The sequence below is a fragment of the Alteromonas sp. KUL106 genome (genome assembly GCF_009811415.1).
In the GTDB taxonomy this organism is placed as follows: Bacteria; Pseudomonadota; Gammaproteobacteria; order Enterobacterales; family Alteromonadaceae; genus Alteromonas.
The window spans coordinates 16,264-37,815 of the sequence record NZ_BLIG01000015.1 but is presented as its reverse complement, the minus strand read 5'-3'; the positions used below and the strand labels follow the sequence as shown (position 1 = coordinate 37,815).

Here is a 21,552-nt window from a genome sequence, read left to right as displayed (position 1 = left end):
CGAAAAAACCAAAAACCATCTACAATAGCAATAGTTGAAAAAAGCGCACGAAAAACAGCAATTATCTTTATTTTACAAAATCTTATTGAATAAATTATTAAGGAATAGAAGGTAAAACAAAAGTAAATGAAAATGAATAATTTCGTTGACATATGAGCAAAAAAAAAATCATTATGCTACCGGTAGCACAAAGTGTATTTACAATGTTATAAAAATAAGGGTTTGTTATGCTAAAAGGTATTCTACGCGCAGCTTCCATTGTGGCTTGCACGGTGTTTGTTTCTTCGGCGGCTAATGCAAATACTGAGGTGCAAATGCCTCTCGACAACACACAACCGTGGTCTATCAGAATGATAGAATCCGAAATGGTGCGATTCCCTGAAGCTTGGCAAATCGACTGGGATGAAACACCGCAGTGGGATTATGTCCATGGTCTCAACCTACTCGCAATAGCTGAGGTGTATCAAGACAACAAAGACCCTCGCCTTCTCTCTTATGTAAAGGGCTACTATGACATGCTGGTCCAAGAGGATGGCAGTATCAAAACCTATGATCTTTATAAATTCAATATCGATATGATTAACCCGGGCAAGGTGCTGTTTTTTCTTTATGAAGAAACAGGTAACCCAAAGTATAAGAAAGCGGCCGATCTCTTAAGAACTCAGTTAACGACTCACCCACGCACCGAGCAAGGCGGGTTTTGGCACAAAAAACGTTACCCTGAACAAATGTGGCTTGATGGCTTATATATGGGTGCGCCGTTCTATGCCGAATACATCGTTAAGTATGGCGATATGAGGGAACTCGACGACGTGTTTTTACAATTCGAATTAATCGAAGAGCACCTTTACAACGATAAAACGGGCCTTCCTTTACATGGCTGGGATGCGTCAAGAAAGCAAAAGTGGGCAGACAAAGAAACAGGGCTTTCACAGCACCACTGGTCACGTTCTCTGGGTTGGTACGCAATGGCAATGGTAGACGTACTTGAAATTGTTCCCGCCGAGCACCCAAAAACCCCTTGGTTGCAAGCACGCTTTAAGAAATTTATTGATGCTACCCTTGCCTATCAACATCATTCAGGCACTTGGTATCAAGTGACCGACTTGGGCAGCCGCAAAGGCAATTACCTAGAGGCGTCCGGTACGGCAATGTTGACCTACGCGATAGCGAAGGGGGCTAGCCTTACACTTCTTCCCATGGAATACAAAACGTACGCAGAGAAAGGGTTCGCTGGAATTCTTGACCAAATGATTTCGGTGAATCCAGACACTAACGTGGTCAATCTTGAAAAAGTGTGCGCTGTAGCCGGTCTTGGTGGCAACCCATATAGAGATGGGTCATTCGACTACTACATGAGTGAACCAATCAGAGCAAATGACGCGAAAGGTGTAGGCCCGTTTATTCTGGCTGCACACTATCTGAATAAGTAAAACAGCGCTGACACGTAATTCAAAGGGGTAAATGATGGTCCAACCTAATTCATCGAATGCCAGACGCCACTTTTTAAAGTCTGGCCTCGCCACCGCAGTTGCCTCCTCAGGCATGGCATTAGGGGTTCCTACATTCCTATCTGGTTGTACAAGTGTGACCGAAGCAGGAAGAACTCAACGCCAATGGGACGCTGAAGCAAACCTTATAAAAGCCATGATAAAGCGCCCTGCTTTTCCCGAACTCGAGGTGAGCGTTGCCGACTTCTTAAAAGAGCACAACAGCGATTTTAAGCAAGCATTGCACGCGGCGATAGAACACCTTACAAGCCAAGGTGGAGGCAAAGTGGTAGTGCCAAAAGGCGACTGGGTATCTAACGGCCCTATTCACTTAAAGTCGAATATAAATCTACATGTTGAGCAAGGCGCTATCATTCGGTTTTCTACCCGCCCTGATGACTACAAACCGTATGTGTATACGCGGTGGGAAGGCATGGAGTTAATGGGATACTCCCCTCTTATTTATGCGTTTGAGCAAACCAATATTGCGATAACCGGTAAAGGTACGCTGGACGGTAGTGCCACAAAAGACAACTGGTGGCCGTGGAAAGGTAAGTGGAAAACCTCAGCATGGGGAGACGATCCGGTTGAAAATCAAAAGTATACCCGGGATACACTACAAGAAATGGTGGAAAAGGCCATTCCCGTTAGTGACCGCGTTTTTGAAAATAATTATTTGCGCCCCCCGTTTATTCAGCCTTACCGCTGTGAAAATGTGCTCATAGAAGGCGTTACCATCCTGCGCTCGCCGTTCTGGCTAGTAAACCCTGTGCTCTGCAAAAGCGTCACCATTAATGATGTTTACTGTAAAAGCTTCGGCCCCAATTCAGACGGTTGCGATCCTGAAAGCTGCACGAATGTACTTATTTCAAACTGCACGTTTGACACTGGGGATGATTGTATTGCTATTAAATCCGGACGTAATGCAGATGGCCGGCGTGTCAATGTACCCTGCAGCAATATTGTAATAGAACATTGTGAGATGAAGGCTGGTCATGGCGGCGTTGTCATTGGTAGTGAGATATCCGGCGGTGTAGAAAATCTGTATGCCCAATATTGCAACATGAGTAGCCCAGATTTAGACCGCGGCATCAGAATTAAAACCAACAGCATTCGCGGTGGTCACCTGAAAAACCTGAACTACCGTAATATTAATATTGGTACGGTGAAAGATGCGGTGGTCGTAAACTTCTTTTATGAAGAAGGTGACGCAGGCAACTTTCCTCCTCTCTTAGAAGATATTACTGTGGAAAACCTGCATGTTGAGTCTGCGGACCGTGCATTTATGTTGCGCGGCTACGATCACACCCCGATATCAGGGTTAACGTTAAATAACATCGTCATCAAACGCGCATTACAAGACGCAGTTATCGAGAACGTAGCACAATTATCATTGAACAATGTTGTGGTTAACGACAAACCGTTCGAGAGAAAAGAGAAGTAAGCCAATGGTAGTGACAAAGCCCTATACATTACTACTGAGAACTTATGTATTAGTCATCACCATGCTCCTTTCGAGGATTTCTCTCGCAATGCCGGTGAATACCGATGTCTTAGTTTCTCAGCATGTAACTAACGCGTCGATACCTCATTTCGATACTGTTTCACAGGCAATCGCATTTGTTGAGTCTCATTCGGTGCACGCTGACAAGATATGGACAATATTTGTTGAGGAAGGAACTTATCGAGAGCGAGTCGTCATAAACGCAAGCAATCTTCGCTTAATTGGTGCCTCTCGTGACCAAACGACAATAGTTTTTAATCGCTATGCAGGCCAAACAACGTTAGACCGTTCTAGTGAAACCTGGGGAACGGGGCGCACTGCCACTGTCGAAGTTAAGGGTAAGAACGTGACGTTAGAAGATATCACGATTACCAATGATTTTGACTATCCTGGCAACGAGGCAAAAGCAAAGGAAGACCCTACCCGAGTATCGGGCACACAGGCGGTAGCGCTCAAAGCGGATGTTCACTCCGATCAGCTTTTTTTAAATAACGTGGCGCTATGGGGCTATCAAGACACCCTGTATTTAAAAGGCAATCGAACTCTGATGCAAGGAGGAGTCGTAGCGGGTCACATTGATTTTATTTTCGGTGAGGGTACCGCGCTTTTCGAGGACGTATCTATCGTATCTCGCGTGCGGCGGTCTGGCGACAATGGGCTTACAGGTTATATAACAGCACCCAGTACACACCTTCAGCGCCCATATGGATTGACCTTTATCAATTGCAGGCTAGAACGAGAGCCTGGCGTGGAGAACAATAGCGTCGCGCTAGGCAGACCCTGGCACCCCACTACAACGTTTTCGAATGGTCGTTACGCCAACCCTTTTTCTGTGGGCAAAGCGACCTTTATTAACACCAATATGGCCGGTCATATTTCACAAGAGCGATGGGCAAGTATGGCAGGTACGAGCCCGTCAGGCACAAAGGTGTTATTTAACCCTCACACAGAAGCAAGGTTTGCTGAGTACAATTCCCACGGTGAAGGCAGTGCTTATGATGTCAATTCTCCCGAATTAGAATCGCATAGACTGAACGAGGAACTTGCTTCCTTCTATACGAAAAAAGCGATATTAGCTGGATGGCAACCCATCGGGATGAAATAGTGTATCAAAGAGGTAAGTAAATACTGTAGTGCATTGCGCAACCGCTAGGTATCTATTATCTTTTGAATATCACTGTGCTAAGCCTCTCTCTATGTCTATACGTGTTCGATACATCATTGCCCTTGTGCTGACGGCGTCTCTTATTACACTTTCCTTTTTTGTATTGTCAGATCTTATTAAAAATCAAAGGCAGGATGCGGAAATTATCAATATTGCTGGCCAGCAGCGCATGCTATCACAGCGCATTGCGCTTCTTGTTGAGACATCAGAAATATGCAGTGATAGCGATGAGCGACGCTATCTCAATCAGGCATTAACGCGGTTTAAGCAAAACCATATGTATTTAGTCTCGTTAGAACACCTTCCCGCTATTAGTTTTAATACTTATTTTAAAGACGGTCAGCTAAATGCCAAGGTCAATGACTATATTGCTAGTGCTCAGAGAGCGCTAGAAAGCGCCGAATGTAAACCTTCCCGATTATTGAGTATCAAGCAGCTTACTGCCCTGCTTGAACAGTTAGACAGCGTGGTAAATCAGTTTGAATATGATGCGAAACGTCGTGTAGATACGGTGCTATCCATAGAGATGTACCTTTGGCTAGCCGCACTTTTACTGCTAACGATTGAAGCAGCCTGCATTTTCTTTCCTATGGAACTGGAAATAAAACGCGCATTTAAAAAACTCAACGCGCTTAAGGAGGAAGCAGAAACGCATGCTGAAATAGCGCAAAAAGCCAATAAAGCTAAATCAGAATTTCTTTCTAGCATGAGCCACGAACTCCGAACACCGATGAATGGCTTATTTGGCATGATAGAACTGGCGATCGATAACCCTGAAAAAAGCAATATTTATCTAAAGAAAGCTAAAGCTTCTGGCCGCCAGCTTCTTGTTCTCATCAACGATATTTTAGATATATCCAAAATAGAAGCAGGTAAGATAAAAATTGAGCAAGCGCCTGTCGATTTGCTTCAAGTGTTAGATGATGTCGTCTCGCTACAGCGCGCATATTGTCAGCGCAAAGGCTTAGCATTTCACTACGTAAAATCCCCCTCTCTTCCTCATGTAATAAAGGGCGACCTCACGCGTATTTCACAAATTCTTCATAACTTGCTCAGCAATGCAATAAAGTTTACTGAGCAAGGTTCAATCACACTGAAGGTTAACTACGTCACGCGGACAGACGGCAATATACTCATTTTTGATGTCATTGACACGGGTATTGGCATAGCCACTTCTAAACTTGACACCATTTTTAGAAAATTTGAACAAGCCGACCAAACAACTACACGGGAATTTGGCGGTACAGGATTAGGGTTAAGTATTGCCAAACAGCTTGCCAACCTAATGGAGGGTGACATTCGAGTGCGCTCCGAAATGGGTAAAGGCAGTACGTTTACGTTCGATTTGAAAGCAGAAGAAACCCAGCTTCCAGAAATCATCATAGAAAAGAACCTGAATATACGGTGTGCAATCATTGACGATTTGCAAACCAGTAGAGAGTATTTTGAGCATATCGTCTCCTCTCTCTCGATTAAATCCACTTGCTATGAAAGCGCAAAGGCCTATTTAGACGATGATCCTCTAAGTTATGAAGTCATTATTTTAGACCTTTCCATGCCAGAAATGAGCGGCACTGAGTTAATCACACAACTCAAAACCATGGATCCAGACGCGCTTCCTAAAGTCATTTTGATATCCGCAGAATTAGAACGCTTGGAAGATGAGGAAGACATACAGTCTCTCATTTGGAAGACCCATGCAAAGCCAATTAATAGACGAGAGTTAGAAAACGATTTAGCTAAGTTAATCAAGAAACAACCTGCTAAACAACAAAACATTCACGCCATCAATAAGAACAAAAGAATACTATTGGCTGAAGATAATGAAATAAACGCCGAAATCGTGAAAGCAATATTGCAAAACGAAGGGTATAAATTTCTTCATGTGAAAAACGGTTCAGACGCTGTCGACGTCTGCAAAAAGCATGATTTTGACCTAATATTGATGGACTGCAATATGCCTGTCATGGACGGCATTGAAGCTTCGACTATTTTACGCAAAACGTTTGAGCTAAAAACCCCCATTGTTGCCCTCACCGCAAATGCCTTTGCCGAAGATAAAAACGAGTGCTTCGCAGCAGGCATGAATGATTTTCTCACCAAGCCGTTAGATAAAAATACGCTGCTGACATGCATAAGAAAGTACGTGGGTGCATGACAAACTCTATCTTTAAAGTAACGACTTGATGGTACTTGCGCAATGTTAAAGGGTGATTAATCACTGTTCATCACACTTAACGCTTACGGGGACTTGTAATTACCAATCCGCATAAGCCTTTGCAAGCGTACATAAAAGTTACACAGCGTAAGGTTCTTCCTTTACAACGTATCCCGGGGCGATGGCAAGGTTTTCAGTATTAGCAAGGCTTTGCTGATTTCTGAGCCACAGTTGATACTCACCAGTGCGCAAACTTGCATGCTTGGTACAGTCTACATTCCAACGTCTCAATAAATAGCCAGCCATGGCGGCTCGTACTTCTAGTTTAAGTACGCCTTCTTCCATAGCGTAATCAAGCTCTATTGCGGTGGGATAATTAATATTTTTCGGATGAGGCACTATTTCAAGTGAGATAAGCCTTCCCCACTCTTTATCATTCTCGATACATTCGTGTGCTTCTGGCTCGGCTTTTACTGTGACCTTACTAAAGCGGGTTAACACGAAATCTCGAAAGCTCTGTGACTTTCTATCAAACGCGCGAACATGCCACCGCTGACCGTTGTCAACTATACTGTGTGGTACTAACTCGCGCGCGCCGCTACCGCTGGATAATGACGTGTATATCACGCTAATGGCTTTGTTATTGACGATAGCCTGAACCACTTTCGCTACAACAAAAATATCGGGCACGTTCAACGATGAGGCACTTTCTACCGGAAAGTGTATATCTCCGATAGCATCAAACCCGTCTGATATGTCGTTCGCAAGTTTTACCAGCGTGCGCCTTGCATCATGTTCAAAAACAGGTACGAACGTTTCCGTCTGGAAATAACGTTTCTCTCGTGGATCGTATATTAAATTACCAGGGGCAAGTTCTTTGTAGAGCGTAAAGTCACGAGAGCCAGCCGATAAACCTACTTCGAAACGATTTATTAAATCTTGGCGATGAATAGCCCCTTTAAACAGTAGACAGAAATCGATATACGCCAGTCGCTGACGCTGAGAAAAAGAAATAGTATCTAACATAGTGCGCACTTAGTGTATTTTTATTCAGTGTGGTTTATTTAAAGCCGCATGTAAATAGTTAAAGAAATAAAAAAGCCCAGCACGTGGCTGGGCTTAAACTTTTAGTATTTGAGGTTTATGACTTAGCACGTTTACGAGCGAAAGCCATGCCGCCTAAAGCCAAAAGCCAAAAGCCAAAGTGCAAGAGTGCCTGGTGCTGGGACCTGTGCAATGGTGAAGCTTGTTCCTTGGGCAGTAGCGACGAAAATATTAAATCCAATGTTGTTCGATAATTCAGCCTTAGAAAATGAAAGGTCGACCATTCCGCTACTTAACGCTACTAAAGCAAACGAAAAAATGTCTACTTTAGTTTTGCCAGCTTGAAAAAGGTCTACCGGGAATATAGTAGCACTACTTAGTGACGCTGAATTAGCTGAACTAGTATTCAGTGGCCCAAAAAGTGGCATACCAATAGCACCTAGATCCATAACCTTAGTTGGGTCTAAACTCACAAAAAGCGAATCAAACAAAACAGATATATCATACCCGAAGAAGTAAGTCTGAACGCCATTTGTTGACAACTCAGAAGCACTCACCGTGGCCATTATTGTCTCGCCAACCTTATAGGTATCTTTATCAGTTGTAATCGAAATAATCGCAGCGTTTGCGTTGAAGGCAGCGGCAGCTATTAGTAGTAAAAAGAATTTTTTCATTGTTATTATCCTAAAATTAAATTGCACAGTTAGCGCGTGTACACATCGCCATTAATGCTTGAATATCGAAGAAATTAATTGAACCGTCGCCGTTGAAATCGTAGTTTTCACCCGTCGCTTGACCTTGTAAAAACAGCTGGTAAAAGGCCATGATATCGTTGTAATCCACATCGTTATCACCGTCTAAATCCCCAACGGTGACTTCTTCAGGAAAGTTGAGCACAACCACTACTGGGTCGTGATCTGACGAGCGATATGCATCAGCACCGTAATAGCTAGATAGCTGAGTTTCCGATTTAAATTCAACGTTGTAGTCGAATACGCGAGGCTCATCGGCATTGATATGCCATACCGTTGCATCTACCACATATTCAGTTAACGAAGGGCTAGATAAAGCGTGATCTAGGTAACCCATTTCGCCGCCGAAGCTATACGAGTAGGCTCCATCGCCAACGAAGAAGTTAACCAAGTTGCTATAACCAGCCTCTTCTAACGCTAGAATAGGTGTTTCTTTCGCATAGGCATTCAAATCCCCCATTACGATAACGCGGTCTGACAAAACTTCGCTGTTTTGCTCAACTAACGTAATCAGGCCTTGCGCTGCTTGGGTGCGCAATTCATTCCAGCAGCCTTGACCGTCACCTGAGTCTGCGTTGTTGCCTGTCGCGTCACCACAACTTTTTGATTTAAAGTGGTTTATCGCAAACGTAAAGTCTTCGCCATTACTGTTCACGCTGAAGCTTTGCAGCAACGGCTGACGGTTACCAAAGTCAAATGGTGCGTCAGATGAGGTAACAGGGTTTCCCTTGAGAGAAACCACAGCAGGCTTATAGATAATACCTACTGCAATTTCATCACCGCCTAGCTGTGACTCGAGAGCAACGTAGCTGTATTCATCACTCCCAAGCTCTGCGTTTACGCTGTCAACTAATGTAGCAATCGCTGAATCACTGCCGTAACCATCGTTTTCAATTTCAACAAGACCGAGTACATCGGCATTTATTGCGACAATAGCTGCAATGGTTTTCGCTTTTTGACGCTCGAACTCAGCAAGTGAGTCTGCGCCGCGAGACGTTGGGAAGTCTGGACCGTTAAAGTAGTTGAGCACATTGAAGCTGGCAACTTTTACATCTCCGATAGCATTAAGCTGAGGTGCAGCAATCCGTGGATTAGTGCGCACCGTTTGGATATCGCCTAGAGGAATTAAATTGTAGGCGCCAAAGGCGTAGTGCAGAACACCTTCAAGGGCTTCAACACTGTCTCCCAAGCGAAGTGGGTTGTTGTGGCTCAAGCCGCCAACAGGGAAAGGAATACCATCCAAATTCTGTGCTGTTTTACCGTCTTCAACTAATAAGGTATTTCGCGCATTGATTTCCGCTAGCGCTACCGCCTCTTCTGATCCCGCTACAAACTGATTTGTAGGGATCATTAAGCGCTGTGAAGACACGTTAAACTGGCCGTAACGCCCTAGATTATAGATATCAGTCACTTTAAGCGTTTGCTCAAAACTAATATGCATGCCCTCTAGTGCTTCTAATCGCGTTGCTGGGCTAAGAGGCATAGCAATTGTAGTGTAAAGCACACTACTACCGATACCAGTAACCTCAACATCTGCAGACAAGGCTAATTGGGTTACGCCAAAGCGTTCGCCTACCGTTCCTTGCAAACGCACCGCGTCACCTGCTTCTGGTAAGCTAAACGAACCCGCATAAACAAACACGCCTTCAGACGTTGATGCATTGCCATCCGAATCAGCCGCTTCTTCTTGAACGAAGAATCCACTCATGGCAGGCACAACCTTTGTTACTACAGCCTCAACAATTACATCGGTGCCAACCAGTGCTGACTCGTCTCCGTCACCTTGAATTGCACTAATCAGTACCACCTCTACAACTGGGTCTGTTGGATCAGTCGGGTCGGAAGGATCTGTTGGCTCTGTTGGCTCGCTTACAGAACCGTTATGGGCACCAAAATTACTCAGCGTATCTTTTGGAAAGCTATCCCACTCGTCAAGTGTAAACGCTGGATTGCGATCAGGATTCCCGCTTGTCACTGAGCTTTTACGCACTAACGTGACATCTTTACCCCAGTCGGTATCAACGCCATACGTACCCAATGCATCTACAACTTGGCCGTTGTATACCAACTCAATGTAATCATCACCGTTGAAGTTCATAACGAAACTGCTAAGCGTAGAACCACTTGTGAGTAAAGCATCGGCTTGCGCGTGAGCAAACGTTGCTACCCCACCTGCTGGAATCTCGCCTTCAAGCGCGAGCACTTTGCGATCTGCATCGCCCGTGGCACCATTAGACAGTAGAACCAATTCATATCCCGTTAAACTCACTGGCTGAGTTGAGCTATTGAAAAGCTCAATCGCTTTGTTAAAACTCCCACCTTCAATATACTCTGAGATATAAACGCTATTGGTAGAGGGTGTTGTATCACCACCTGTGTCACCTCCGGTATCACCACCTGTGTCACCGCCGGTATCACCACCTGTATCCCCGCCGGTATCACCGCCAGTGCTATCACAATTTTCGTTAAAAATAAGCGAAGCAAGTTCAGGCTTATCAATGAACGGGTTACGGTTACCCTGGAATTCATACACCCGTTCGTTACGGCGGCGTTCAAAGTCGTCTACCGGGTCGCTCTCATGCCACTGAAGCAACACACAGAGCTTGCCGAATGCAGCCTCCTCGGTAGACGTTAAGCGATTTAACAAGACTAAATCTTCTTCCGTATCACCGGCAGTGTTTCCGTCGTAACGCACATCCATATAAAGCATAGAGCGAGCTACATCGCCTTTTACCGCATCGCGAGGCTCGAATGAATCGCTATCAACGCGATTAGCAGGCGCTTCAGCAAGTTCGCCGTCACTAAAATCGAAATCTAAGTTACCGCGCGAACTGTTAATTGAAATGTCTGAGGGACGTAGATGGAGGATATCAGTGTAGGCGGTTAAACTATTGCTTGAGAATCCATGGCTGCTGGCCCATACGTGCTCGCGATTCCAGTTGTCTGGGTTGTTACTTTGGCTACCGCTTCCATTCGTAAACTTCCCTTGCGATACACCTTTATAAAACAGGACGACATTGTCGGTATTTGCAGGGTCCTCATCGGTGTAAGTTAGCGCTGTCCATACTTCAGAGTATGACAACGCGCGATGACCGTTTTCAATAATGTTATGCGTGGTTTCTTTAAGTGCTTGTGCACTATCACCATTCGCAATAGCTGCATCTAGGGCCGCGTAATAGTCTGATGCAACAAAACCACTCGCTAAATTAATCGCTTCTAAATCAGGGCAATTAAAGCAAGTACCGCTTAAGAAAAGAAGCGCGTTTGAAGGATCGCCGCCGTTATCAGGATTTCCGCCGCTGTCTCCACCATCAGTTGCCCCAGAACCTGTAACTGAAATACTGTTTAAATTCAGATATTCAGAACCAGCATTATTGGCCATGGCCACTTTTAAGACTAATGTACTTCCGCTTCCGATTGTTTCATTTACCGCCGCAGAACCGAAGTTTTCCTGCACGGTATTCGATGCCCCTTCTGTAAGCGTGATTAGCTCAAACGCGCCGCCATCTAGCGAGTAAAATACATCGATGTAGTCCGCAGATTCAAAATCACCGCTTTGAGAAAGCTCTGCATTAATCGTAATATCACCTGCAGCAGAAATATCGATAGACTCACTCAACCAAACCACTTCGCCGTCTACGTCACGCGCTTGCATGGCGCCCGCTTCTACGCGAAACCAGTCTGACGTTGCTGACAATTCGCCAGCTGAAACATCAATTGACCAGCGGGTTACCCCATCAATTGTTACATTATTCCCTGCACCGAGAGGGCCAGTTGCTCCTTTACCTTGAAGCTCGCTGGCTTCAAAATCTTCCTGCCATAGCGTATCTGCTGTTGCATTCAAAGCCACGACGCCTAACGACAACGTTCCGGCTAATAATGCGTTGACGACTTTAGCTGATTTACGCAGCTTATACCTTTGTGTGTTACCCTCATTGACCATTTTTGCTTTCCGCTTTTTATATAAGGAACGTATAAATTCTTATACATAGGTATACGCAGCAAGCACTTAATGAAAATAATAATAGAAACGTCACACATCAATAGAATCAATAGTTTAGAGGCTTAAAATAAGTTTATTTATTTATTAACTCCACTGTACTTAGGTATAGGGAAAGCTGATTTGTAACAAACCTGAAGTGTTTCAGGGTTGACACATTTTTATGACTCAAAAGCGTGCAATTTAAACGTTTATGCACAAAAAAAGAGCGCCCAAAAGACGCTCTTTTCTGTTACTTAAAGATTATGTACGCGATCACTTTTTGCGCGATTTTCTGCCGTTACTGATGACTCAGGTAGCGGTCAAAATCATTTTGAAACGCGGCTTTTAGCCTTAAGCATTGTTTAGATTCGTCTCGCATAATTTCGACGCCTCTTGCCATTCCTTTGTATTTATTGCTTAGCGCTCCGTAAAAGTTTTCAGCCATTTGCAAATTGTCAGCGGAACATGTTGTAGAGACAAACTCTGGCATACGGTTCACATGATAGTCAGGCATTTTTTTGATAAGTGCGTCTTTGTTTTCATCAAGCCATTCGTATAACAGCGAATGATCATCAAGGTTACGGGCTACGCGTACGACCATATACATGGTATTTGCCGGCGTAATCTCGTCGGTCAATGCTAAATCTAGCATTTTGAAAACCGTGGCTTTGTCTTCAAAGTGCATTGAATACACCAACGTACTTTTCACGTTGGGTAGCTGGGCTTTTTTAAACGCGTCAATGATTGTGTTAAACCATTTGGTCTGATCGCCGTCATTGCTGTTTTTGGTCGCTATCTCAATAGCTGTACCTGCAATACCCGAAGGTACACTTGTCGTGTCGTCGAGGTATTGTTTTGCAATATCAACACTTTGCTCTACTAACGCTTCGCTATTGGCATACGCACCCAGTAAGCTGTAAAGCTGATTGCGCAAACGGATCACATCAGCGCTATCTTGCTCACCTTGACTAAGCGTAAGCTCCGTTAATAGCGGCATATACGTTTTGTTTAAAAGCGCTGCATACGCGTCCTGATTTTGGTCATTTACCAAGTAATCAAACTCTTCTAATACGCTAACTGCTGCGCGTATTACCGCAGGGTCTTTGTCTTTGGCTAAACTATTTAGCACCTTCATTACGCTGTCTATACCTACTTCATCAGCATTTAGAAGCGCTTGATAATTGTAGAGCAGGTTTTTCTTCTCTCGCTTATTAAGTGCATCAACATTGTCTAGTAATGCATTAAGCTGACTCGACTCAACTGACCAGCGGAAATAACCGGTCGCATCATCATTAGGAAATACCCAGTCTGCTTCAGCAAGCTGAGGTAACACGGTCGTTTGTTTATCGATAAACACAACGTCGTTGTGTATTTTACCGTTTGACTGATAAGTGAGTTTAAGTGGAATAGCCCATGTTTTGTTTTCTACGGTTGCGCCGGCCAAGTGAAAACGAGATAAATACATACCGTCAGATGAGGTGTTTATCTTACCTTCAAAGTTTATCTCTAACTGATACTTACCAGGCGCAATTTCGCTTTGCGCTTGTCCCCAGTTTATATCGTAATCACTAATAGAAACGGAGAGAGGAATGATAGTTTCACCTGACACCAAGCGGGCAGAACTTACGGTCAAATCCTGCTGATAAAAACCAACTTTATGTGTTGTTTTTTTTACTGTGACATCAATTGTTGTCGTTCCTGTGTAAGTTGGAACGTCAGGGTCAATATTAAGGTGAATGCGTTGGAACGTAGGAGCAACATGCGAGGGTAAGCGATATTCAACGTCGGCCAGTGTTTTTTTTAACGGCGCAACGGCTGATGATAAAGCCGTTTCTTGCGCCACAGCCGATGTGGTTGACAGAGAAGTAAAAGCACACGCACTCGCCACGACCATCGCCAGTTTAGTTATTCGTCTCATTATAGTTTATCCGTTTTTTGGAGGAATCCTTTTGTACCAAGCATAATGATGAAAAAAGGCCTTATCAATTGATAAGGCCTCTTAGGCGTGCTCGAAATTGTTACTATCAGTGTCAGCCGCAAAAACGGTGGAGTTTGTCCCACAATAACGGCTCTACGTTACACATTAAAATCGATATCGACGCAATTGACTTTGCATTTGCTTTATCCTTTTCACTAAGGCTTCGCAATTATCCACCACTTCTTGTGCATAATCGCTGTTCGCATGTCCCACTTGCTGAATACTGATAACACCTTTATTCACTTCATCGGCAACCGTGCTTTGCCCACTCGCCATACTGGCGGCTTCTTGGTTTAGGGTGGTTATTCGTGCAACGGCATCTAGCGCCTGCTTCAATGAATCGCCAGCGTGCTTTGTAGATTCTACCGTTTTAAACGCCGTCTCTTTATTTTGCTGCATTTTCTCCGAGGCCACGCGACTTCCCTGCTGCAACCTTTCTATCATGATGCGAATTTCTTCGGTAGAAGCCTGCGTCCTGCTAGCTAATGAGCGTACCTCGTCAGCCACCACAGCAAACCCTCGACCTTGTTCACCGGCTCTTGCTGCTTCAATTGCAGCGTTTAATGCAAGCAAGTTGGTCTGTTCTGCAATGTTTCTAATAACTTCCATTACACCGCTGATTTCTTCACTGGCTTGCGCAAGTTCGGAAATGACTTGTACAGATGCATCTACGTCATTCGCTTGAGATTGAATATCGCTAATAGTTTGCGCTAGCACATTAACGCTGTTTCTGGTGTCTTGGTCGGCCGCATGAGCTGCCTCACTTGAACTTTGAATGGTAGAAGAAACAGCCACTGTATTTTGTTGCATTTGTGATATCGCGTTATCAATCGACTCTGTCTCTCTGCCGAGTTGCGAAACTGTCTTTTGGGACTGCATGGCCGTTTCATTGAGCGTTTCGGATTTGGCCAACATTTGATCAGTCGCTTCATCTACACTTTGCAAGGTGTCTTGGAGCTGGCTCAAAAGAGCGTTAAACGCTCTTGCCATTATACCAAACTCATCGCTGCTAGAAGCTTGGAAGCGGAAGGTCAGATCGCCATCTCCCGAGGACAAGTTATTTACGACCTCGATAAACTCATCCAAAGGCTTACCAACGATGTATTTCACCAAAAGCCAAATGGTTATTAGTATAAACGCGCTGCCTACGGCTATTTTAAACACCACTCCCATCACCGCACCACTTATCAATGCACTTTTCTCGGAAGCAGATGCAGCGAGTATAATGTCATACCCCCAGGGTGAGAACGGTACTTCCGTTATGATCCAGTCACTACTATTCGTTAAAGCATTGCTTACTTGCGAGCCATTTACATGAGATGAGTGCATTCGGATATTCCCTTTAGCATCTCGAAGTGCCACAAAACCGTCTTCCAGAACACGGCTATTTTTAATGGCTTGCTCTAGCACGTTTAAATCAGCGGAATAGCCCACATACCAAATACCAATAACGTCTCCGGAACCATTAAACATGGGCTCGTAACCCGTAAGGTAAGGACTGCCCAAAATATCAACGGCGCCATAATATGCTTCTCGCTGATTAATTTTCTTTATGGCTTTTCCTTGAGGGGCTAATTTTGTCCCGATGGCACGTGCACCATCTTTTATGACATTCGTGCTCACGCGAATGTAATCATCACCCGTTTTGCTAAAGATTGTGGCCGTTCCGCCCATCACATCGGTCAGACCATCGACCAAGTCAAAAGAATTAGCTTGTTCTACTGTGCCCAACCTAACTTGCCGCGCCTGTGTATCCTTCACCGTAACGTAGTCGGTTTGATTCGGAACGCCTAATGCTTCACCTCGTTGTTTAAGAAGCGCCATACTGCTTTTCACACGTTCAAGCATAATGGCGTCGGTGACAGTAAGTATATTGACAAGTCTATCCGCGGCACTGTTTTTTTGATCTTGAACTTGCTTAGAAATGGAGGCGGAGGTGGTTAATACAGTCACAATAGCCACGATGGCTGCAAACAAACCAATAACCGCTGCAATGGAGAACAGAAACTTTCTTTGAATAGACATCTAATTTCTCATTTTGGTTAATAAATCCCGTTTCTCACTCCCTTGAAATCCCATGTTCCGTCATTTTTGGACCATTTTTTTGCACTGGTCACAAACACAGTGACCTTACATCTACTTAATTTAGAACATTTTTACATTAGCGCAAATTATTAAAACGTATAAAATTAAAATCTAATTGGCACGCTAAGCACCCAAGTTGAGTAACTATTTCATGTTGACTTTCCCACCCACCATTTTTAGTGCCGGCGTCCCGCGAATAAGTGTACTCCTGGCAAACTGGCTGTCGCACGAGGGGCAAATACCTTCATCCTCAGTATAATTTTCGACAATTCGTTCTTTAAAGCATTTTACTAGCGCACCTTTCCCGCCTTTTCGGTATTTCAACAGCAAAGATTTACACTTCGCGCAAACGATTTGAACTGTTCTTACAGGGCCTTTCGCATTGGGTTTTGCCATAGTTCGTTTGTTGATTCCTTATTTTGATTTAACCTTTTGTCTGAGTGCGACAAATCATAAATTGCGGTTATACTTAGTACGGGCGCACCGCCCTAGTTTATCAACGACTCCGCGGCACAGCATCCGTTGTCGAGTATCGAATGAAGGTAACATTAATGAAAATAGTCGTAGCCCTGTGTTTTTTATTATCCGCACCGCTTTATGCCGGGACCGCAGTCATTGTAAACGCGAACAATAACTCTGGCGTAGACTTCGACACGGTAAAAAAAATCTACCTTGGAAAGATGAAGGCATTTCCTGATGGCAGCCGAGCCATACCGCTTACCTTTGAACAAGGCAATGATACGAGAAACGCATTTAATAATGGCGTATTGGGAAAATCAGAGTCTCAGTACTCTGCGTTTTGGTCGAAACTCGTTTTTACAGGTAGAGGCACGCCTCCTGAGATGATAGCGACAGAAGAAGAAATGCTACAGCTTGTCGCTACAAACCCGAATACCATCGGGTTTATCGACGAGAGTAAAGTAAGCGGTGACGTTAAGGTAGTCGGAACGTTTTAAGCTGCACTCTTCAGGATGAAAGACTACAAACAAGCGACGCAACTCCAGCCGTCGCTTTTCTATCTACTTGGTTAATCTGGGTAGTTTGCTAAATGATTCATATTGGCAAAGGCCATGATCACATCTTTAGCAAAGTCGACCCTTGGATTACTGAGCGCCCCCTTCTTCCATACAAGATAAATTTCATTCTCGGGCCCTTTCATACCGAGCGGGATTAATTCCCCCTTTGCGATGCTTTCTTTGCATAGATAATCCGGCAAGACGGAATAGCCGATGCCAGCCTTAACAATATTGCTGATTGCACGGATATCAGGGCATACTGCTGCTACCGGTGACTCACAAGGCGCATTAAACATTTCCGAAAAATAGCGGCGAATTAAGGGTAGTTGCTCATCGTAGGTAACGATTTTGTGCTGATTTAATAGCGATGCCGTAATTTCTTTGCCCTCAAGCAGCCTTCCTTGCACTCTGTTCATCACCAAAATCAAACGCTCTTTGTCTAATTTTTGGTATTCGTACATCGCATCGGTGGGTTCAGACGCTGTAATGGCAAGCTCAGCGACATCATTCTCTAGCAACGCATACGTATTGTTCTTATTTCCTGTGTGAATGACCAGATTGACCTTGTCCGCTTGCAGCAGGTTTGCAAGGGCAGGCCCTGCCACTGAACTTAAGTATTCAGCGGGACCTGCAAGGTGCAACGTACCGTGATCGGTAGATGCACGACTGCGAATTGAAGCCACCTTCTGCTCTAAAGTATCGATGTGACTAGCGACCTGCAGTGCTAAATCATCTGCAATTGGCGTTGGTTCCACCCCTCTTGCTTTTCGCACAAACAACTCTTTGCCAACAATGTTTTCCATTGCTTGTATGTGAGACGTGACCGCGGGCTGAGACATATGAAGCCGCGCTGCGGCGCGAGTGATGTTACCGCTTCGATAGACTTCTACAAAAGTTTTTAGCTGTGTTAGGTAAGACATAATCTTCTACCCATCAGATTTTTGATGACTTGTCATAATTTATCTGACTTCTCGATCTAAACCAACCTCTCTAAGATACACGCACTTTCAGAGGCAACAGGAAAAGCACATGAAAAAAGCATCATCAATTCTATCACTAGCGCTCATCGCTGGTTTTTCACAATCAGCCAACGCTGCTGACGCTCAAACGTTACAAGCCAATAAAGGCGAAGTGCTTGTATTGCTTTCAAGCGAAAATATGATGCAGCTTGCCGATGGTAAAACAGCACCTACAGGTTACTACCTTAATGAGTTTGGCGTACCAGCTAAAGCCTTGACGGACGCCGGTTACAAACTGGTATTGGCAACACCGAAAGGAAACGCACCATCGGTAGATAAAAAGTCAGTCATCCCACAATACTTTGATGGCGGCGAAGCGCACATGCAAGCTATTCAAACGTTTGTAGCGTCTTTGGAGGGCATTAATGACACGTTGTCGCTAACTGAAGTCATCGCGCAAGGGCTTGATGAATTTGAGGGCGTATTTGTTCCAGGTGGACACGCACCGCTTATCGACCTCGCTAACAACCCTCAAGTAGGCCTAATTTTGTCTCACTTCCATAATGAAGGAAAACCCACTGCTGCGATCTGCCATGGCCCAATCGCCTTACTTTCTGGGCAGTCTAACCCAGAGGCGTTTGAATTGGCATTGAAATCCGGTGAGCAGGCCACATCTGAAGGTTGGATTTATGAAGGCTACAAAATGACAATCTTCTCAACACCGGAAGAAGAATATTTTGAAAGCACCTTAGATGATGCAACTTTATTGTACTACCCAGCAGATGCCATGGCGCAGGCGGGTGGCAAAATGGAATACAAAGAAATGTGGGCGCCTAACGTGGTGGAAGACCGTGAACTGATCACAGGCCAAAACCCATTTTCTGACGAGCTGTTAGCTGAAACGCTTTTAGCACAGTTAAATTCAAAATTTAATTAAGGACAGACAACCCAATGCTTAATTTTACATTTAAAAATCAAACTGAAATTTTGTTCGGCAAAGGTCAGCTTAGTGAAGTGTCCTCACGCTTGCCGAAACAGGCTAAAGTCCTCTTCCTATACGGTGGCGGCTCGATTAAGAAAAACGGCATTTACGATAAGGTAAATACCGCGCTAGAAGGCGCTGAAGTCATTGAGTTTGAGGGTGTTGAACCCAATCCAGAATTTGAAACGCTGATGAAAGCGGTGAATGTGGCCCGTGAAAACGATGTAAATTTCATTCTCGCTGTAGGCGGTGGAAGTGTTATTGATGGCGCGAAATTTGTGGCGGCTGCAGTTAATTTTGACGGCGACCCGTGGGATATTCTTGTTAAAGGCGCAGCGTTTAACAACCCGTTACCCATTGGTGCGGTGCTTACGTTACCTGCGACAGGTTCAGAAAGTAACGGTAACTCGGTCGTAAACAGAAAAGAAACCTCGCAAAAACGTGCGTTTTCTTCTGAAACGGTACAACCTGTTTTTGCGGTGCTAGATCCAGAATTTACGTATTCATTGCCTCCGCGCCAAGTTTCAAATGGTGTGGTAGATGCATTCGTTCACGTAATTGAGCAGTACTTAACTTACCCTGTAAATGCGCCGCTTCAAGACCGTTTTGCAGAGGGTATTTTGCAAACCTTAATCCAAGAAGGGCCTAAAGCTCTGGCAACACCTGAAGACTACGATGTGCGCGCGAACGTTATGTGGTCAGCAACCATGGCGCTAAACGGCTTAATTGGTAAAGGTGTACCACAAGACTGGGGCACCCACATGATTGGCCATGAACTTACCGCGCTGCATGGTTTAGACCACGCGGTAACACTAGCCATCGTATTGCCATCGCTCATGTTTGTGCAGCGCGACAAGAAGCAGGAAAAAATTCTGCAGCTAGGCGAGCGCGTGTTCGGCATTCAGGAAGATGACAAAGAAAAGGCCATCGACCTAACCATTAAAGCTGTCCAAGACTTTTTCGAAACTATGCAGGTTAAAACCCGTTTGTCTGATTATGGCATTGAAAAGTCTGCCATTGATGGACTTGTCGAGAACCTAGAACGCAATGGCTTAACCGCGCTGGGAGAACATGGCGACATAGACCTTGCGAAAGCCCGCGAAATTTTGACCTTAGCGGCGTAAGCCCATTTGCATATGGTGCAAAGCACATATGCGTTTTGAACAACAGAGTACCCCGCAACGGCTGGGTACTTGTTACTCTCATTTTAAATAGCGAGAAAATATGACTCCACTGTTTGAACCATTTTCGTTAAAAGACGTGACGCTTCGCAACCGTATTGCCGTGCCTCCGATGTGCCAGTATTCCGCAGAAGACGGCTTTACCAATCAGTGGCATGAAGCAAACTACCAGTCGTTCGCCCGTGGTGGCGCAGGTCTTGTAATTGTAGAAGCGACTGCCGTTTCCCCAGAAGGCCGCATTACGCCAAATTGCCTAGGTATTTGGAAAGACGAACACGTTAGTGGCTTAAAAAACATTGCCGAGCGCATTAAAAGCCAAGGCGCTGTTGCTGGAATTCAAATTGCTCATGCGGGGCGTAAAGCCAGTGCTAACCGCCCGTGGGAAGGTGACGATCATATTCAGCCAAGTGATGACAAAGGTTGGCAGCCTATTGGACCGTCTGCCGAAGCGTTTGGTGCACACCTGCCAGTAACGCCTAAGGAAATGACCAAGGCCGACATTGAACGTGTTAAGGCTGACTTCGTTAAGGGCGCCAAGCGTGCACTTGAAGCTGGATATGAGTGGCTAGAGCTTCATTTTGCCCACGGTTATTTGGCCCAAAGCTTCTTCTCAAAGCACGCCAACAAGCGTACAGACGAGTACGGCGGTGATGCACAAGGCCGCGGTCGATTCTTACTTGAAACACTTAGCGCTGTGCGTGAAGTGTGGCCTGAAAACTTGCCGCTTACCGTGCGCTTTGGTGTTATCGAATACGATGGCGACGACGAACAAACGCTAAATGAGTCGATTGAACTGATAAAGCAGTTTAAAGAAATTGGCGCTGATTTTGTCAGTGTTAGTGTTGGCTTTAACACGCCCGATGCTAACATTCCTTGGGGACCGGCGTTTTTAGCACCTATCGCGAAGCGCGTACGTGATGAAGCAGATATTCCCGTAGCTACCGCTTGGGGTGTCGATACGCCCGAGCTTGCCAACGACACTGTAAAAAACGAACAGTTGGATGTGGTCATGGTGGGAAGAATGCACCTAACCAACCCACACTGGACTTATTTTGCAGCGAAACAGCTAGGTGTTGAAAAACCATCTTGGGTTATGCCAGCACCTTACGCACACTGGTTGGAGCGTTACGCACCGTCAGATGAAAGGTAAATAGCGCTTATTAAGACAGTAAAGTAACATGTCTTTACTGTCTCTCTCTTGCTTATGCTTATTTTTCTCTTTTGCAACAAGACGACTCACCCTCAATTCTTTGTGC

At 44.8% G+C, this 21,552-nt stretch carries 15 protein-coding genes; 8 read left to right on the top strand and 7 right to left on the bottom strand.

Going from position 1 to position 21,552, the window contains the following annotated elements; all coding sequences use genetic code 11:
- Positions 1-227: 227 nt before the first annotated feature.
- From GVO63_RS05255 to GVO63_RS05240, 4 genes are all read left to right on the top strand, one after another.
- Positions 228-1,433: a glycoside hydrolase family 105 protein gene (locus tag GVO63_RS05255; protein WP_159578392.1), complete on the top strand. Its 1,206-nt coding sequence runs from the start codon at positions 228-230 to the stop codon at positions 1,431-1,433.
- Between the two features lie 34 nt (positions 1,434-1,467).
- Entirely contained in the window at positions 1,468-2,934 is a 1,467-nt protein-coding gene (locus GVO63_RS05250) for a glycoside hydrolase family 28 protein (RefSeq protein ID WP_159489287.1), read from the top strand.
- A gap of 4 nt (positions 2,935-2,938) precedes the next feature.
- Positions 2,939-4,099, top strand: a complete 1,161-nt coding sequence (locus GVO63_RS05245) for a pectinesterase family protein (protein ID WP_159578391.1) — start codon at positions 2,939-2,941, stop codon at positions 4,097-4,099.
- A gap of 91 nt (positions 4,100-4,190) precedes the next feature.
- Positions 4,191-6,317: a response regulator gene (locus tag GVO63_RS05240; RefSeq protein WP_159578390.1), complete on the top strand. Its 2,127-nt coding sequence runs from the start codon at positions 4,191-4,193 to the stop codon at positions 6,315-6,317.
- Between the two features lie 138 nt (positions 6,318-6,455).
- On the opposite strand, the gene GVO63_RS05235 is transcribed toward GVO63_RS05240, so the two are convergent.
- The 6 genes from GVO63_RS05235 to GVO63_RS05210 form a co-directional block, all read right to left on the bottom strand.
- Positions 6,456-7,343 carry a WYL domain-containing protein gene (locus GVO63_RS05235; RefSeq protein ID WP_159489273.1) on the bottom strand — a complete coding sequence of 296 codons (888 nt, stop codon included), beginning with the start codon at positions 7,341-7,343 and terminating at the stop codon, positions 6,456-6,458.
- 131 nt (positions 7,344-7,474) lie between these two features.
- On the bottom strand, positions 7,475-8,035 hold the full coding sequence (locus tag GVO63_RS05230) for a hypothetical protein (protein WP_159578389.1): 561 nt from the start codon (positions 8,033-8,035) through the stop codon (positions 7,475-7,477).
- 16 nt (positions 8,036-8,051) lie between these two features.
- Entirely contained in the window at positions 8,052-12,056 is a 4,005-nt protein-coding gene (locus GVO63_RS05225) for an ExeM/NucH family extracellular endonuclease (RefSeq protein WP_159578388.1), read from the bottom strand.
- Positions 12,057-12,393: 337 nt separating this feature from the next.
- Positions 12,394-14,013 carry a M1 family metallopeptidase gene (locus GVO63_RS05220; RefSeq protein ID WP_159578387.1) on the bottom strand — a complete coding sequence of 540 codons (1,620 nt, stop codon included), beginning with the start codon at positions 14,011-14,013 and terminating at the stop codon, positions 12,394-12,396.
- Positions 14,014-14,178: 165 nt separating this feature from the next.
- A complete protein-coding gene (locus GVO63_RS05215; protein WP_159578386.1) occupies positions 14,179-16,098 on the bottom strand; it encodes a Cache 3/Cache 2 fusion domain-containing protein in 1,920 nt (639 codons plus the stop codon).
- A gap of 204 nt (positions 16,099-16,302) precedes the next feature.
- Positions 16,303-16,554 (bottom strand): hypothetical protein, encoded by a 252-nt coding sequence (locus GVO63_RS05210; RefSeq protein WP_159578385.1) that lies wholly within the window; start codon positions 16,552-16,554, stop codon positions 16,303-16,305.
- A gap of 155 nt (positions 16,555-16,709) precedes the next feature.
- Here GVO63_RS05210 and GVO63_RS05205 point away from each other — a divergent pair, with 155 nt between their 5' ends.
- Positions 16,710-17,114: a phosphate ABC transporter substrate-binding protein gene (locus GVO63_RS05205; RefSeq protein ID WP_159578384.1), complete on the top strand. Its 405-nt coding sequence runs from the start codon at positions 16,710-16,712 to the stop codon at positions 17,112-17,114.
- Positions 17,115-17,185: 71 nt separating this feature from the next.
- Here GVO63_RS05205 and GVO63_RS05200 read toward each other — a convergent pair whose 3' ends face one another.
- The gene (locus tag GVO63_RS05200; RefSeq protein WP_159489259.1) at positions 17,186-18,094 is read right to left on the bottom strand and encodes a LysR family transcriptional regulator; all 909 of its coding nucleotides are present in this window, start codon (positions 18,092-18,094) and stop codon (positions 17,186-17,188) included.
- A gap of 109 nt (positions 18,095-18,203) precedes the next feature.
- Between GVO63_RS05200 and GVO63_RS05195 the strand changes: the two genes are divergently transcribed.
- From GVO63_RS05195 to GVO63_RS05185, 3 genes are all read left to right on the top strand, one after another.
- The gene (locus GVO63_RS05195; RefSeq protein WP_159578383.1) at positions 18,204-19,070 is read left to right on the top strand and encodes a type 1 glutamine amidotransferase domain-containing protein; all 867 of its coding nucleotides are present in this window, start codon (positions 18,204-18,206) and stop codon (positions 19,068-19,070) included.
- 14 nt (positions 19,071-19,084) lie between these two features.
- Positions 19,085-20,239 (top strand): iron-containing alcohol dehydrogenase, encoded by a 1,155-nt coding sequence (locus GVO63_RS05190; RefSeq protein ID WP_159578382.1) that lies wholly within the window; start codon positions 19,085-19,087, stop codon positions 20,237-20,239.
- Between the two features lie 100 nt (positions 20,240-20,339).
- On the top strand, positions 20,340-21,446 hold the full coding sequence (locus GVO63_RS05185) for an NADH:flavin oxidoreductase/NADH oxidase (protein ID WP_159578381.1): 1,107 nt from the start codon (positions 20,340-20,342) through the stop codon (positions 21,444-21,446).
- Positions 21,447-21,552: the final 106 nt, after the last annotated feature.